Raw genomic sequence first — 15,399 nt, 5'->3', positions numbered from 1 at the left:
TCGATCATTTGATCTCGGCGAGCACGGTGCCCTGCGTGATCGCGGCGCCGGGCTCCACGGCGAGACCGGTCACCGTGCCGGCCTTGTGCGCGTTCACCGGGTTTTCCATCTTCATGGCTTCGAGCACCGCGATCAGGTCGCCGGCCTGCACGGCCTGTCCCTCCGCCACGGCGACTTTGACCACCGTGCCCTGCATCGGTGCGGTGACCGCGTCGCCCGAGGCCGCGCCGGCACCGGTGCCGCCACGTTTGCGGGGCTTGGGCTTGCGTCGGACGGTGCCGGAGCCGGTGGACCCGTCGCCCCCGCCGGACAGGTTGAACTGCCCGGGCAGCGAGACCTCGACGCGGCGTCCGCCGACCTCGACCACGACGGTCTGTCGGGGCGCCGGCGCGTCGTCGGCCAACCCGACCGCGCCGGTGTACGGCTCGATCGGGTTCTCCCAATCGGTTTCGATCCAGCGGGTATAGACGTCGAACTTCTCGCCGTCCCCGATGAACGCCGGATTGCGCACGATGTGCCGGTGGAACGGCAGGACCGTCGCCAAACCCTCGACCTGGAACTCGTCGAGCGCGCGCCGCGCTCGCTCCAGCGCCTGGGTGCGGTTCTCGCCGGTGACGATCAGCTTGGCCAGCATGGAATCGAACTGGCCACCGATCACGCTGCCGCGGGTGACGCCGGAGTCCACCCGCACGCCCGGGCCGGCGGGCTCGTGATACTCGGTGACCGGACCCGGAGCGGGCAGGAAGCCGCGTCCGGGATCTTCGCCGTTGATCCGGAACTCGATCGAGTGTCCGCGCGGGGTGGGGTCTTCGGTCAGTTCGAGGACTTCGCCGTCGGCGATCCGGAACTGTTGCCGGACGAGGTCGAGCCCGCTGGTCTCCTCGGTGACCGGATGCTCGACCTGCAGCCGGGTGTTGACCTCCAGAAACGACACCGTGTCGCCCTGCACCAGGTACTCCACGGTGCCGGCGCCGTAGTAGCCCGCCTCGCGGCAGATGGCTTTCGCCGACTCGTGGATGCGGCGGCGTTGCTCCTCGGTCAGGAACGGCGCCGGCGCTTCCTCCACCAGCTTCTGGAATCGTCGCTGCAGCGAGCAGTCCCGGGTGCCGGCGACGATCACGTTGCCGTGCTGGTCGGCGATCACCTGTGCTTCGACGTGTCGGGCCTTGTCCAGGTACTGCTCGACGAAGCACTCGCCGCGGCCGAAGGCGGCCGTCGCCTCGCGCACCGCCGACGCGTACAACTCGGGGATCTCGTCGATCGAGTAGGCGACCTTCATTCCGCGCCCGCCGCCGCCGAAAGCGGCTTTGATCGCGACCGGCACGCCGTATTCCTCGGCGAACGCGACGACCTCGTCCGCACTCTGCACCGGGTCCTTGGTGCCGGCCGCCATCGGGGCCTGCGCCCGCTCGGCGATATGCCGGGCGGTCACCTTGTCGCCGAGGTCGCGGATGGCCTGCGGTGACGGCCCGATCCAGATCAGGCCGGCATCGATCACCGCCTGCGCGAAATCGGCGTTCTCGGACAGGAAGCCGTAGCCTGGATGGATCGCGTCCGCGTCCGCCTGGGCCGCCGCCGCCAGAATCTTGTCGAAGACCAGGTAGGACTCCGCCGACGTCTGTCCGCCCAGGGCGAACGCCTCGTCGGCCAACTTCACGAACGGCGCGTCGGCGTCCGGCTCCGCATACACCGCCACGCTGGCCAACCCGGCATCCCGGGCGGCCCGAATCACCCGCACGGCGATCTCACCTCGGTTCGCCACGAGCACCTTCGTGATCTGCGCGCTGGTGTGATTGGGCACCCGGACCTCCTGGGAGCGATCGATCTGGGAGCGATCGATGTTGTCGTCGTCGTGAGTGTAGGCAGTCGTCGTGAGTGTAGGCACCGGTGCCGGGCCGACCGGCGGCGGTATCGAGGTGGTCCGGCCGGTCCCGAGCGACGTCGAGCAAGCGGGCGATCTCGGCCGGCGGTTGCGGCAGCGGCGGTCGAATCAGGTGACTCGGCGGGCCGATTCGACGGCGGGCCGGGGCGCGGAGCCGGGCTGTTCGCCGCGGGCGATCGGCATCCGGACGGCATTGCCCCACTCGGTCCAGGAGCCGTCGTAGTTCCGCACGCCGGGATAGCCGAGCAGGTGGGTCAGGACGAACCAGGTGTGGCTGGACCGCTCGCCGATCCGGCAGTAGGTGACGATCGGCGAACCGGCGAGGTGACCGTAGGTCTCGCGCAGCTGTGCCGCCGGCCGAAACCGGCCGTCGATGCCGATCGCCCGGGCCCAGGGGATGTGCTCCGCGGTGGGGATGTGTCCGCCGCGCAGGGCGCTCTCCATGGGATGGTCCGGCAGGTGGGTGCGCTCGCCGGTGTATTCCGGCCCGGATCGGACATCCACCAGCGCATCGCGGCCGAGCTGGGCCGCCACGTCGTCGCGGAATATCCGCACCGTGGTGTCGTCCCGCTGGACCACCGGGTAGTCGGTGGGCGCGGGTTCGGGAACGTCGAAACTCACGTCGCGGTTCTCGGTGAACCACGCGTCGCGGCCGCCGTCGAGCAGTCGCACGTCGGCGTGGCCGAACAGGGTGAATACCCACAGTGCGTACGCGGCCCACCAGTTGTTCTTGTCGCCGTACAGCACCACGGTGTGCTCGCGGTCGATACCCTTGCGGCGCATCAGCTGGGCGAACCGCTCGCCGTCGAGGTAGTCGCGGGTCACCGGGTCGTTCAGGTCCGACAGCCAATCGATCTTGACAGCGCCGGGGATGTGGCCCACGCCGTAGAGCAGCGCATCCTCGTCCGATTCCACGATTCGAACATCCGGGTGACCGAGGTGGGCGGACAGCCACCCGGTGGAGACCAGTCGGTCGGGTGCGGCGTAATCGGCGAACCGGCGATCCGGGTCCGGATCGACTGACACGGGTCCTCCTCTGGTATTCCCACGCTGACCGAGGTGAAATGTACTCGGTAGTCCATACATTTTCCCGATGCTTCGGGATGCGGGTGGAAACGACGGGCTATCCGCGCAAAGATAAGATGAATGGCCGTTCGGGAAACCGGCGGACGAGCGGAGGGGGTGGTTGGGTGCCCGATTCGTGGCCGCGGCGCCGGCTGCTCGCAATTCTGCGCGGCGCCAGCGAACCGCTCGATGCCCAGGAGTTGGCGCGGATGACCGGCCAGCACGTCACCACGGTGCGCTTCCATCTCGATGTGCTCACCCGCGAGTCGCTGGTCCGGCAGGTCCAGCAGCCGCCACGAGGTCGCGGGCGGCCGCGAATCGGCTACTGCGCGGTGCAACGTTCGGTCGGCTATCAGGAGCTGGCGCACGTCCTGGCCGACCAGTTGGGTCATGACCCGCGGTACTCGCACGACGCCGCGGTGGACGCCGGCCGGGCGTGGGGGGCTCGGCTGGCCGCCGGCGAACCGCCACCGCGGACGGTGGTCGAAGCGCGGGAGGCGGTGCTTGCGATCATGTCCGAGCTGGGTTTCGGGCCGGAGCGAGAGGTGCCCGAGCGCGAGTCCGACGAGATCTCCGATCAGGCGTGTGTCCGGCTGACCGCGTGCCCGTTACGCGACCTGGCGCGCACCCATTCCGAAGTGGTGTGCGGGGTTCATCTGGGCATGCTGCGCGGGCTGATCGAACAGCATGCGGCGGGTCGGACCGGATTGACGGTCGACCTGCAACCCTTCTGGGAACCGGACGCTTGTGCGATCCGGATCGGCGTGGCACGGCAGGCTCGGGTGGATCCGTCGATCGGCCGCGGATCGGTCGTGCGGGACGTGAGCATCGGTCGAGACGACGCAGATCTGGTGTCGGCAGAACGGAGTTTCACCGATCCGGCCACAGCTGGGTGAGGTCGGTCCCGACCTCGCGCAGCAATCGCCGCAGGAGCGGTAGCCCGATCCCGATCACGCTGGACGGGTCGCCGTCGATGCCGTCGACGAACCAGCCGCCCAGTCCGTCCAGGGTGAATGCGCCGGCCACGCTCAACGGCTCCCCGCTGGCCAGGTAACTTTCCAACTCGGCCGGATCCGGTCGGCCGAAATGCACCGTCGTACGGCTACAGCCGAACGCGGCGGCGACCACCCGGGCATCGCGCATCCGCAGCACGCAATGTCCGGTGAGCAACTCCCCGCTTCGGCCTGCCTGCTGCTGCCAGCGTTCCCGGGCCACGGCGACCGTGTGCGGTTTTCCCTGCAGCCGACCGGCGATCCAGAGCATCGAGTCGCACCCGACCACCACGCCGTCGAATGCCTCGGCGCTGTCCAGCCAGCACACTCCGGTACTGCCGGCGGTCAGCTCCGCGGCAACGGCGGCCGCCTTCGCTCGGGCCAGCTCCACCACGACGGTGTCCGGCGGGCTGTCCGGCGGCAGGGCAGCTGCCACCGCATCCTCGTCCACCCGGGAAACCCGAACCACCGGCTGCACCCCCGCGGCCTGCAAGACCGCCAGCCGGGCCGGCGACGCAGACGCCAGGATCAGCCGGGTCATCCGCCCCCGAAACCCGACGCGACGAACGACAGTGAGGAGAACGCCGAGTAGGAGTTCGGGGCGAACGGTTGTGCTCCGCGATGCAACGCGGTCGGCGGGCCCCAAAGTTCCGGCGGTCGCCGGTCGGGGGGCGCCGGAGCCGCGCTCGCGGCAGCCGCCTGCAAGGCGACGACGATCGCGGCGATCTCGCCGTCGGTGGGGTTGCCACGAAGTACGGCGACGACCGGTTGCTCGGCGTCGCGGCCGGATTCGGGTGTGCTCACGACTGGTCGGTTCCTCCCTCGCGGGATCGGGGCGGCAGACATCGGTACGGCCATGGGGCCGAGCGGGGTTCGGGTCCGGCTGGACTCGCGCTCAGAGCGGAATGTTGCCGTGCTTCTTCGGCGGCATCGAAACCATCTTGCGTTCCAGCAGGCGCAGCGCCGTGACGATCTGACCGCGGGTGTGCGAGGGCGGAATGACGGCGTCCACGTACCCGCGCTCGGCGGCGATGTACGGGTTGACCAGGGTGTCCTCGTACTCGTTCTGAAATTCTCGGCGCAGCGCTTCGACATCGTCACCGCGTTGCGTGGCCTCGGCCAGTTGCTTGCGATAGACGAAGCCGACGGCACCGGAGGCGCCCATCACCGCTATCTGCGCGGTCGGCCACGCCAGGTTCACATCGGCGCCGAGGTGCTTGGAGCCCATCACGTCGTAGGCGCCGCCGTAGGCCTTTCGGGTGATCACGGTGATCTTGCCGACCGTGGCCTCGCCGTACGCGTAGAGCAGCTTCGCGCCGCGCCGGATGATGCCGTTGTATTCCTGGCTGGTGCCGGGCAGGAATCCGGGAACGTCGACCAGGGTGATGATCGGTACGTTGAACGCGTCGCAGGTCCGGACGAAGCGGGCAGCCTTCTCCGAGGCATCGATGTCCAGACAGCCGGCGAACCGGGTGGGCTGGTTCGCCACGATGCCGACCGACCGGCCGTCGATCCGGCCGAACCCGACGATGATGTTCATCGCCCGCTCGGCCTGCACCTCCAGGAACTCGTCGTCGTCGAGCAGCCGTCGGATCACTTCGTGCATGTCGTACGGCTGATTCGGCGAGTCCGGGACGATCGTGTCCAGCTCGCGGTCCTCGTCGGTCAGCGAGTCCTCGATCGAGCCGGCGATCGGGTCGCTGGGTTCGGTCCGGGGCGGCTCCGCCCGGTTGTTGCTGGGGAGATAACTCAGCAGGTCTCGGACATAGTCGAGGGCATCCTGTTCGCCCGACGCGACGTAGTGCGCGACCCCGGAGCGGACCATGTGCGTGTGCGCGCCGCCCAGATCCTCCATCGTAACGTCTTCACCGGTCACCGTCTTGATCACGTCGGGCCCGGTGATGAACATCTGGCTGGTCTGGTCGACCATGATCACGAAGTCGGTCAGGGCGGGCGAGTAGACGTGCCCGCCGGCCGCCGCGCCCAGAACCACCGAGATCTGCGGGATGACCCCGGATGCCTGGATGTTGCGCTGGAAGATCTCGCCGTACAGGCCGAGGGAGACCACACCCTCCTGGATGCGCGCGCCGGCTCCGTCGTTGATCCCGATCAGCGGCCGGCCGGTTTTCACCGCCAGCTCCATCACCTTGACGATCTTCTCGCCGTAGACCTCGCCGAGGCTGCCGCCGAACACCGTCGAGTCCTGGCTGAACACGCACACGTCGCGGCCGTCGACCGTCCCGTAACCGGCCACCACGCCGTCGCCCAGCGGGCGGTTGTCGGCGAGCCCGAAATTGACGCTCCGATGCCGGGCCAGGGCGTCCAGCTCCACGAACGAACCTTCGTCGAGCAGCGCGAGAATGCGCTCGCGCGCGGTCAGCTTGCCCTTGGCGTGCACCTTGTCGACCGACTTCTCGCCCATCGGGTGGCGGGCTTCGTCGAGCCGGCGGGTGAGCTCGGCAAGCTTGCCCGCCGTGGTGTGGATGTCCGGCGTCGTGGTGTCGGGCCCGGATTCGACGGTGGTCATTCTCGGAGCTTAGCGGCCACCTGGGCGACCGCCGCGGGCGGAGGGAATCACCCGGAACGTAGAGTCGACCGGGGGGAGGGCGTGACAGACGCGCATGATAAGCGCGGAACGGGGATCGTGATGAGCGAGGGGTGGCTGGTCGTAGAGACCCTGGACGGCGCTGCGCGGGCAAGTGTCGTCGCCGACGGAGCCCGGCGTAAGGACTGGTCGAGCCCGCTGCGCGCCCGGCCCGGCACGATGGTCGGCGCGGCGATTCAGGCCGTCGTCGGGCGGTGCTGCGTGAGTCGCACCGCGGTACACCGGACGGTTCCGGCTCGGCGTGGCGCCGCAGAGCTGACGATCATCGGCCGTCCGGTCGTGGGAGCGCACGGGGTGGTGCATGCCGTGCAGGTGTGGACCGGTCCGACCGGCGTGCCCGTGCCGGCGCCGCGACATGTCGCCGGCTGGGCCTGGGACTGCGATCGGAGCTTCGCGATTCTGGGCCCGAACGTCGAGGAATGGTTCCACGGTACGGCCGCCGACCCGACTCGGCGGATTCAGATGGCCACCGAGAACTTCCACCACATCGAGCGGATCGACGACATCGACGGTTACCTCGCGGTGCTCGCCGGCGCGGCGACTCGCTGGCAAGGCATGGTGACCGTCGTCGGCGAGGACGGCGACCGGCGCGAAGCGCACACCGCGGTCCGCCGGATCGAGGGTCCCGAGCCGCTCGTGCGCGGACTGTTCCACGACGTCACCGACGTAACCCCGGCCGACCCGATGCCGATGCCGGCGGCAGCTCGGCTACTCGCCGGTCAGCTCGACCGCGGCAGCGGCTGGGTATTCGTGCCCAACGGTGTGGTCTACGACTGGATCACCCCGCCGTTACCGCCGCTGGACGGCTGGCAACAGCACCTGCCGGAGTTCCGCGACCGCGCACCCTACGACCTGGCCATCGCGCAGATCGGGGCCGGGGCCGAGCACACCGCCTGTACGGTGTCGTTGCGGTTCCCGGACGGCGACTGGATCGATACCGATACCGATATCTTCGGCCTGGCCCACGGTCGGATCCGGCACGGGCTCATCCAGGTCCGGCAGCGGACGCCCTGACGCCGCGTGGATCGCCCGCACGGCGTCGCTATCGTTGGCCGATGACCACCCTCCCCGATCGTCGACCGTTGGTTGCGGATGTGCTGCGCGCGGGTCTCGATCGCGCGGCCGACTTCTATTCCGCCGTCGAAGTGACCGCCCGGACCGGTTCGACCAACGCCGACCTGCTCGCCCGCGCCGGCGATCCGGCCGCCGATCGCACCGTGCTGATCGCGGACTGTCAGGATCACGGCCGGGGCCGGCATTCCCGAAGCTGGCAGGCGCCACCACGGTCGCAGGTGGCGCTGTCGGTGCTGCTTCGGCTGCCCGGCGCCGAACCGGCCCGGTTGGGCTGGTTGCCGCTGCTCACCGGGGTCGCGGTGGTCGATGCGTTGCGCCGGGTGGCGGGGGTGCCGGCCGGGCTGAAATGGCCGAACGACGTGTTGATCGGCGAACGTAAGGTCGCCGGAATTCTCGCCGAGGTCGGCGCGACCGGACCGGTTCCGGTGGTCGTGGTCGGGGTCGGCATCAACGTCGACCTGACCTCCGACGAGCTGCCGGTGCCGCACGCGACGTCGCTGGCGTTGGCCGGCGCACGGACCACCGACCGCAATGTCGTCGCCCAGGCGGTGTTGGCCGAGCTGGCCGATCGGATCACGGACTGGCAACGGGACGGCTGGGCCGTGGCCGATCCGGCCGCAGCGTATCGGGAGCGCTGCGTGACGCTCGGCACCCCGGTCCGGGCGGAACTACCCGGCGGCACGACCATCACCGGAATCGCCGACGACGTCGACCGGAACGGGCGGCTGTTGATCGACGGCACCGCGGTCTCGGCCGCGGACGTCACTCATCTGCGGGCGCAGTAGCGCCCGAGTCCGCAAGGTACGGTCGGATCATGGGGTATCCGGACGAAGTGCTCGCCGACAACGAGCAGCTGTTGCTCTACCGGCACCCGCACTGGAAGATGCTGATCGCGCCGGCGTTCGCCTTCGTGCTGGCCGGCGCGCTCGCCGGGTTCGGTGCCGGGGTGGCGCAGGCCCGGCTGGAGGGCAACACCCGGACGGCGGTGCTGGTGGCGATCGCCGCGCTCTGGCTGCTGGTGCTGATCTTCCAATGCTTGCTACCACTGCTGTACTGGCGCACCAGCCACTTCATCGTGACCGATCGGCGCGTGCTGAGCCGGCGTGGTTTGATCACCCACACCGGTATCGACATTCCGCTGAGCCGGATCTCCAACGTGCAGTTTCGCAACGGCCCGATCGACCGGATCTTCGGTACCGGCACGCTGATCGTCGGGTCGGCATCGGAAGATCTGCTGGAGTTCGCCGACATTCCCCAGGTGGAGAAGGTGCACGCGCTGCTGTATCAGGAGGTGGAGTCGGCCCGAGAACGCGGGTGATCAGCGGTGACCCGACGTAGGCTGGTCGGCATGACGGGTTCGCCAGGATGACGGTGGTACTGCTCGCCGAGGACGACGAGGCGATCGCGGCACCGCTGTCCCGGGCGCTCGGCCGGGAAGGCTACGCGGTCACCGTGGAGCGGTCCGGCCCGGTGGTGCTGGAGCAGGCGTTGGCCGGCGAGCACGATCTGCTCATCCTGGATCTGGGTCTGCCCGGAATGGACGGGCTCGAGGTGTGTCGGCAGGTTCGGGCGGCCGGTTCCGACCTCGCGGTGTTGATGCTCACCGCGCGCACCGACGAGGTGGATTTCGTGGTCGGCCTGGACGCCGGGGCGGACGACTACGTGGGTAAGCCGTTCCGGCTGGCCGAGCTGATGGCGCGGGTCCGGGCATTGCTGCGTCGCAGTGCCACCGGCGAGGACGGCGTGGTCGAGGTACGCGGTATCCGGCTGGAGCCCGCGGCGCGTCGCGTGTTGCTGAACGGTACCGAGATCGGTCTGGCCAACAAGGAGTACGAGCTGCTCAAGGTGCTCATCGATCGGGCCGGGCAGGTGGTGCCACGGGAGACCATCCTGCGCGAAGTATGGGGGGACGCCGAGCTGCGTGGTTCGAAGACGCTCGACATGCACATGTCCTGGCTGCGCCGCAAGATCGGCGACGAGGGGCCGGTTGCGGAGCGGCGGATCGCGACCATCCGAGGCGTCGGGTTCCGGTTGAACACCGACTGATGAACACCGACTGATCGGCGGACCGAGCGGTGCGTCGCCGGATTCTGCTGGCCATCCTCGCCGTGGTGGTGCTGACCGCGCTGGTCCTCGGCCTGCCGCTCACCTACACCGCCTGGTTGTGGGTCGAGGACATCACCCGTAACGGTCTGCAGGATCGGCTGAATCGGATCGCGGTCGAGGTGGTAGCGCAAGAGGGACAGCGCGGCATCGTCGAGGGGCCGCTCGACGTCCGGGCGATCCAACCGCTGATCCCGGACGGCGGTCGGCTCACCGTGGTGTACCCGACGCCGCTGGACAACGCGTCCCGGCTCGATATCGGTGCCCCGCCGATCGGTCCGTCGCTCGCCGAGTCGCTGTCCATGGGAACGTCGGGGTCGCTGCGGATCGAGGTGTCGTCGGCCGATATGCGGCGGCTGCAGCGCCAGGCCGTCGGTGCGGTCGGGCTGGTTGTGCTGGGTTCGATCGCGGCCGGTGCCGGCGTCGGCGTGCTCACCGCCCGCCGGCTCGCCGACCCGCTACGTGATGTGGCTGCCCGCGCCGCGCGGCTCGCGCTGGGCGATTTCCGGCCGGACCCGCGGCGGCACGGAATCGCCGAGCTCGACCGGGTATCCGATGTGCTGGATTCGGCCACGGTGGAGATCGCCGGCCGGTTGCAGCGCGAGCACTCGTTGGCGGCCGACGTATCGCATCAGCTGCGGAGCCGACTGACCGCGGTGCGGTTGCACCTGGACGAGCTGTCGGTGCACCCCGACCCGGCCGTGGTCGGCGAGGCCGAGCAGGCCATGGCCCAGGTGGATCGGCTGACCACAGCGATCGACGACCTGGTCCGGGCATCCCGGACCGACGGGGCGGCGGCCCGGACTCCGGTGGCGGTGCTGGCGGAACTGACCGGGGTGGTCGGGGAATGGGAACCGGCGTTCGCCGACGCGGGCCGGGCGTTGCGGCTGGCCGGCGATCCGGAACTGCGTGCTCCGGTCACCGGTACCCGGTTGCGTGAGGCGGTGTCGGTGCTGATCGACAACGCGCTCGGGCACGGCGACGGTGCCTGCACGGTGACCGTGCGCCCGATCCGCGGCGAGCGGGGCACGGTCTGTGTGGAGGTGCGCGACGAAGGCGGGGGAATCAGCGACGAGCTCGCCCCCCACGTGTTCGATCGGGGCTTCTCGGCGGCCGGCTCCACCGGGGTCGGGCTGGCGCTCGCCCGGGCCCTGGTCGAGGCCGACGGCGGCCGGCTGGAACTGCAGCGTCGCCGGCCGGCGGTGTTCACGTTGTTTCTGCGCACCGTGCCGGAGTTCGTCCGGGCGCCGGCCGAGGAACCGCGATAGCGGTTGCCGCGACCGGCCGGTCGGTCGGGACCGCGGGTCAACCGTGCCGGATCGGGTGATCCGCGTCGGCGTACTCGGAGAATCGGTCCGGTTGGCGGGCGAACTCCTCCGGGAAAACCCAGCGCCGCATCGCCCAGAATCGGAAGGTCATCTGCAGCAGGTTTCCGATCACGTATGCGCTGATGAAGTCCGCGATGTTCTCGGTCGTCAGGCTGACGTTCGGCACCCGCAGGTCGAAGGCATAGCTGGAGATGTAGAGCGGGATGAAGCTGAGCACCACGCCCACTGCGCTGACCGCGAAGAAGAGCAGGGCCTCGTGCGAGCGATCCCGGCCGCCGCGAGTCCGGAACGACCACTCCCGATTCAGGATGTAGGACGCGATCACCGCCACCACACCAGATATGATCTTGGCGGTGACCGGTTTGCTCTCCAGCACACTCAGCTTCAGCGCGTAGAAGATCACCGAGTCGATCACGAACGTGGTTCCGCCGACGATGGCGAACTTGATCAGCTCGCGATTTCGGATGGCGATACCGCGGAACGGCTGCGGGATCAGACCCACCACGTCGTCGAGGAATGGCACAAGCCCCGAGTCTACGTCTTCCGGACCCGGCGGCGTTCCCGGCTGTGTCCGCCGAACGCGGGGGCGGCGGGCCATGACACGATGACACCCGTGACGGCTGCCTCTCCGCCTTCGAGCGCGTCGGCCACCGGCCGGCCGGGCGCGCATTCCCCGGTCGCCCTGCCGACCGTGACGATGGTCGGCGGCGGTCAGCTGGCCCGGATGACACATCAGGCGGCGATCGCCCTCGGACAGCGGTTGCGGGTGTTGGCGCAACATCCGGACGATCCGGCCGCCCAGGTGAGCCCGGACGTGGTGCTCGGTTCCCACACCGACCTCGATGCGCTGCGCACGGCTGCGGTCGGCGCCGGCGCGCTCACCTTCGACCACGAGCACGTCCCGACCGAACACCTCGAGGTGCTCGTCGCCGAGGGCGTCAATGTGGCGCCGCCGCCACACGCCCTGGTACTCGCACAGGACAAGCTCGCCATGCGGTTACGGCTCGCCGAGCTGGGCGTGCCGGTGCCCCGGTTCGCGGCGGTGCGCACCGCGGCGGAGGTGCGGGCGTTCGGTGCGCCGCTGGTGCTCAAGATGATCCGGGGCGGCTACGACGGGCGCGGGGTGTGGTCGGCCGACGACCTCGACACTGCGCTGACGGTGGCCGAACCGCTGTTCGCCGCGGGGACGACGCTGCTGGCCGAGGCCAAGGTGCCGTTTCGGCGGGAGCTGGCGGCCGTGGTGGCCCGGTCGCCGTACGGCCAGGGCGCGGCCTGGCCGGTGGTCGAGTCGGTGCAGCGGGCCGGGCAGTGCGCGGTGGTGATCGCCCCGGCGCCGGGCCTGACCGAGGAGCTCGCCACGGCGGCCGAGGAGTTGGCGTTGCGGTTGGCGGCCGAGCTCGGGGTGGTCGGGGTGCTTGCGGTCGAGTTGTTCGAGGTCGCCCCGGATCCGGACGCCCCCGGCGGGTTGCTGGTCAACGAGTTGGCGATGCGTCCGCACAACTCCGGGCACTGGGGCATGGACGGCGCGGTCACCGGCCAGTTCGAACAGCATCTGCGGGCGGTTCTGGACTATCCGCTGGGCGACACCACCCCGCTCGCGCCGGTCACCGTGATGGCGAATATTCTCGGCGCCCCGCAGGCGCCGGCGATGTCGCTGGACGAACGGCTGCACCACCTGTTCGCGCGGATGCCGGAGGCCAAGGTGCATCTCTACGGGAAGGCCGAGCGCCCGTCCCGCAAGATCGGACACGTGAACGTGCTCGGCGACGACGTCGCCGACGTGCGGGAGCGCGCCGAGCGCGCGGCGCACTGGATGGCGCACGCCCGATGGCTCGACGGATGGGACGGGGGAAACGGTCATGGCTGATCCGTCGGTCGGGCTGATCATGGGGAGCGACTCGGACTGGCCGACGATGTCGGCGGCCGCGGAGGCGCTGGCCGAGTTCGAGATCCGGTTCGAGGTCGGGGTGGTCTCGGCGCACCGCACGCCACAGCGCATGCTCGACTACGCCGCGGGCGCGGCCGGGCGGGGGCTGAAAGTGATCATCGCCGGCGCCGGGGGAGCAGCCCATCTGCCCGGCATGGTCGCGGCGATCACCCCGTTGCCGGTGATCGGCGTGCCGGTGCCGCTGAAGTACCTGGACGGGATGGACTCGCTGTTGTCGATCGTGCAGATGCCGGCCGGGGTACCGGTTGCCACGGTGTCGATCGGCGGCGCCCGCAATGCCGGCCTGCTCGCCGCCCGCATTCTCGGGTCGGCGGACCCGGAGTTGCAGGAGCGGATGGTGCGGTTCCAGACCGGGCTGCAGTCGCTGGTCCTGGCCAAGGAGGACGCGCTTCGGCGCCGATTGTCGGGCGATACCGTGGGGTGATGCCCACCGACGACACCGACTACCGGTTGAACGTGGTCGACGCAGCTTTGCAGCTGTTCGCCGAGCAGGGCTACGAATCGACCTCCGTGGATGCGATCGCCGCGGCTGCGGGCATCTCGCGGCGCACCCTGTTCCGCCAGTTCCGGTCCAAAGACGATGTGGTCTTCGCCGATCTGGAGATCCTGCTCGGCCGGACCCGGGACTACCTGCACGACGACGAGCACGCCGACCCGTGGTTGGCGATCTGTGCTGCGGCGATGCTGGTGTACCGCGGTTACACGGCCGAGGCGGAGCGGGCCCGGCAGCGCTATCAGGTGGTGCGGACCGTGCCGGTGCTGCGCGAACGCGAGATCGTGATGGTCCGCCGGTACGAGCGGCTGTTCGTCGAGTATCTTCGGTCCCGGCTGCCGGAGACTCCCGGACTGGACCGGGTACGGTTCGCGGCAGCGGTCGTGACCACGCACAACTATCTGCTCGGCCGGATGCTGCGGGGCTACCCCAGCGATGCCGAGCAGGTATGGACCGCACTGGTGGCGATTCGCGACGAGCGGACCGGAACTCACCCGTCCGACGAGGTCGTCGTGGCTGTTTTCCCCCGCGGAACGCGGGTGGGTGAGCTGGTCCGGACTTTGCAAAATAGACTCGGTGACGGTCTCTGACCAGCGAATGCGGGACCTGCTAGGCTGACACCGAGTGTCAGTGCACGTCCTAGTAAATGGGCCTCAGGCCGATAGTTTCGACCGAGCTGTACCCCGGCTCCGGGAAGTTCGCGACACCGAGTGCCATCTATTTTCTTGGTGAGGAGATGAACGGACATGGCTGGTAATCCCGACTTCGACCTGTTCTCGCTCGGCGAGATCCACGACGAACTTCGCTCGGCGATCCGGGCGTTGGCGGAGAAGGAGATCGCCCCGTACGCGAAGGAGGTCGACGAGAAGCCGCGATTCCCCGAGGAAGCGCTTGCCGTGCTGAACGCCTCCGGATTCAACGCGGTGCACGTGCCGGACGAGTACGGCGGCCAGGGCGCCGATTCGGTCGCGACCTGCATCGTGATCGAGGAGGTGGCGCGGGTCTGCGGCTCGTCGTCGCTGATTCCGGCGGTGAACAAGCTGGGCACGATGGGCTTGATCCTGGCCGGCTCGGACGAGCTCAAGCAGCAGGTGCTGCCGGACATCGTTGCCGGCCGGATGGCCTCGTACGCGCTGTCCGAGCGGGAGGCCGGCTCGGACGCGGCGAGCATGCGCACCCGGGCCCGGCGGGACGGCGACGATTGGATCATCAACGGCAGCAAGTGCTGGATCACCAACGGCGGCCACTCCGAGTGGTACACCGTGATGGCGGTGACCGACCCGGAGCGGGGCGCCAACGGCATCTCCGCGTTCATGGTGCGGGCCGACGACGAGGGCTTCTCGGTGACCGGCTACGAGCACAAGCTCGGCATCAAGGGCTCGCCCACCGCGGAACTCGCGTTCGAGAACTGCCGGGTACCGGGCGACCGGATCATCGGCGAGCCGGGCACGGGATTCAAGACCGCGCTGCGCACGCTCGACCACACCCGGCCGACGATCGGTGCGCAGGCGGTCGGACTCGCGCAGGGCGCGCTGGACGCAGCGGTGGCATATACCAAGGATCGCAAGCAGTTCGGCCGGCCGGTTGCCGACAACCAGGGCGTGCAGTTCATGCTCGCCGACATGGCGATGAAGATCGAGGCCGCTCGACTGATGGTGTACACCTCGGCGGCGCGGGCCGAGCGGGGTGAGGCGAACCTGGGCTTCATCTCGGCCGCCGCGAAGTGTTTCGCGTCGGACGTGGCGATGGAGGTCACCACCGATGCCGTCCAACTGTTCGGTGGCGCCGGCTACACCACCGATTTCCCGGTCGAGCGGATGATGCGCGACGCCAAGATCACTCAGATCTACGAGGGCACCAACCAGATTCAGCGTGTGGTGATGTCGCGGGCATTGCTCAAGGTGTAGTT

At 69.4% G+C, this 15,399-nt stretch carries 15 protein-coding genes and 1 pseudogene; 10 read left to right on the top strand and 6 right to left on the bottom strand.

The genetic code is table 11. The features are described 5' to 3' along the window. Positions 1-4: 4 nt before the first annotated feature. Entirely contained in the window at positions 5-1,801 is a 1,797-nt protein-coding gene (locus tag KV203_RS15685; protein WP_066473056.1) for an acetyl/propionyl/methylcrotonyl-CoA carboxylase subunit alpha, read from the bottom strand. A gap of 189 nt (positions 1,802-1,990) precedes the next feature. Beyond that, on the bottom strand, positions 1,991-2,908 hold the full coding sequence (locus KV203_RS15680; protein ID WP_066472983.1) for a sulfurtransferase: 918 nt from the start codon (positions 2,906-2,908) through the stop codon (positions 1,991-1,993). A gap of 164 nt (positions 2,909-3,072) precedes the next feature. Here KV203_RS15680 and KV203_RS15675 point away from each other — a divergent pair, with 164 nt between their 5' ends. Beyond that, positions 3,073-3,843: a helix-turn-helix transcriptional regulator gene (locus KV203_RS15675; RefSeq protein WP_066472981.1), complete on the top strand. Its 771-nt coding sequence runs from the start codon at positions 3,073-3,075 to the stop codon at positions 3,841-3,843. On the opposite strand, the gene KV203_RS15670 is transcribed toward KV203_RS15675, so the two are convergent. The 3 genes from KV203_RS15670 to KV203_RS15660 form a co-directional block, all read right to left on the bottom strand. Next, positions 3,818-4,480: a Maf family protein gene (locus tag KV203_RS15670; protein ID WP_066472979.1), complete on the bottom strand. Its 663-nt coding sequence runs from the start codon at positions 4,478-4,480 to the stop codon at positions 3,818-3,820. The genes KV203_RS15675 and KV203_RS15670 overlap by 26 nt on opposite strands. After that, on the bottom strand, positions 4,477-4,743 hold the full coding sequence (locus tag KV203_RS15665; RefSeq protein ID WP_066472976.1) for an acyl-CoA carboxylase epsilon subunit: 267 nt from the start codon (positions 4,741-4,743) through the stop codon (positions 4,477-4,479). The genes KV203_RS15670 and KV203_RS15665 overlap by 4 nt, the downstream gene beginning before the upstream one ends. Before the next feature lie 91 nt (positions 4,744-4,834). After that, entirely contained in the window at positions 4,835-6,466 is a 1,632-nt protein-coding gene (locus tag KV203_RS15660; protein ID WP_066472975.1) for an acyl-CoA carboxylase subunit beta, read from the bottom strand. A 120-nt stretch (positions 6,467-6,586) separates the two neighbouring features. Here KV203_RS15660 and KV203_RS15655 point away from each other — a divergent pair, with 120 nt between their 5' ends. Genes KV203_RS15655 through KV203_RS15635 form a run of 5 tightly spaced genes read left to right on the top strand, consistent with a single transcriptional unit; the run spans position 6,587 to position 10,989 of the window. Further along, positions 6,587-7,558: a GAF domain-containing protein gene (locus tag KV203_RS15655; RefSeq protein ID WP_157079892.1), complete on the top strand. Its 972-nt coding sequence runs from the start codon at positions 6,587-6,589 to the stop codon at positions 7,556-7,558. A gap of 41 nt (positions 7,559-7,599) precedes the next feature. Next, positions 7,600-8,403, top strand: a complete 804-nt coding sequence (locus KV203_RS15650) for a biotin--[acetyl-CoA-carboxylase] ligase (RefSeq protein WP_066472971.1) — start codon at positions 7,600-7,602, stop codon at positions 8,401-8,403. Between the two features lie 29 nt (positions 8,404-8,432). Further along, complete coding sequence (locus tag KV203_RS15645) at positions 8,433-8,936, top strand: PH domain-containing protein (protein WP_066472967.1); 504 nt, start codon at positions 8,433-8,435, stop codon at positions 8,934-8,936. Positions 8,937-8,983: 47 nt separating this feature from the next. After that, positions 8,984-9,664: a response regulator transcription factor gene (locus KV203_RS15640; protein ID WP_066472965.1), complete on the top strand. Its 681-nt coding sequence runs from the start codon at positions 8,984-8,986 to the stop codon at positions 9,662-9,664. 29 nt (positions 9,665-9,693) lie between these two features. Then, positions 9,694-10,989 carry a sensor histidine kinase gene (locus KV203_RS15635; RefSeq protein ID WP_066472963.1) on the top strand — a complete coding sequence of 432 codons (1,296 nt, stop codon included), beginning with the start codon at positions 9,694-9,696 and terminating at the stop codon, positions 10,987-10,989. A 52-nt stretch (positions 10,990-11,041) separates the two neighbouring features. Here the strand turns inward: KV203_RS15635 and KV203_RS15630 are convergent. Beyond that, a pseudogene (locus tag KV203_RS15630) lies at positions 11,042-11,572 on the bottom strand (GtrA family protein); the annotation flags it as partial. Between the two features lie 81 nt (positions 11,573-11,653). Here KV203_RS15630 and KV203_RS15625 point away from each other — a divergent pair. From KV203_RS15625 to KV203_RS15610, 4 genes are all read left to right on the top strand, one after another. Further along, positions 11,654-12,916: a 5-(carboxyamino)imidazole ribonucleotide synthase gene (locus KV203_RS15625; RefSeq protein WP_083530215.1), complete on the top strand. Its 1,263-nt coding sequence runs from the start codon at positions 11,654-11,656 to the stop codon at positions 12,914-12,916. Next, on the top strand, positions 12,909-13,421 hold the full coding sequence (gene purE / locus KV203_RS15620) for a 5-(carboxyamino)imidazole ribonucleotide mutase (protein WP_066472958.1): 513 nt from the start codon (positions 12,909-12,911) through the stop codon (positions 13,419-13,421). The genes KV203_RS15625 and purE overlap by 8 nt, the downstream gene beginning before the upstream one ends. After that, entirely contained in the window at positions 13,421-14,080 is a 660-nt protein-coding gene (locus KV203_RS15615; protein ID WP_066472956.1) for a TetR/AcrR family transcriptional regulator, read from the top strand. The genes purE and KV203_RS15615 overlap by 1 nt, the downstream gene beginning before the upstream one ends. Before the next feature lie 156 nt (positions 14,081-14,236). Then, the gene (locus tag KV203_RS15610; RefSeq protein WP_066472949.1) at positions 14,237-15,397 is read left to right on the top strand and encodes an acyl-CoA dehydrogenase; all 1,161 of its coding nucleotides are present in this window, start codon (positions 14,237-14,239) and stop codon (positions 15,395-15,397) included. The last annotated feature ends 2 nt before the right edge of the window (positions 15,398-15,399 follow it).

Origin of the sequence: Skermania piniformis (assembly GCF_019285775.1) — a bacterium.
GTDB lineage: Bacteria > Actinomycetota > Actinomycetes > Mycobacteriales > Mycobacteriaceae > Skermania > Skermania pinensis.
The sequence above is the reverse complement of the archived record's forward strand: the minus strand, read 5'-3'. Positions and strand labels throughout refer to the sequence as shown.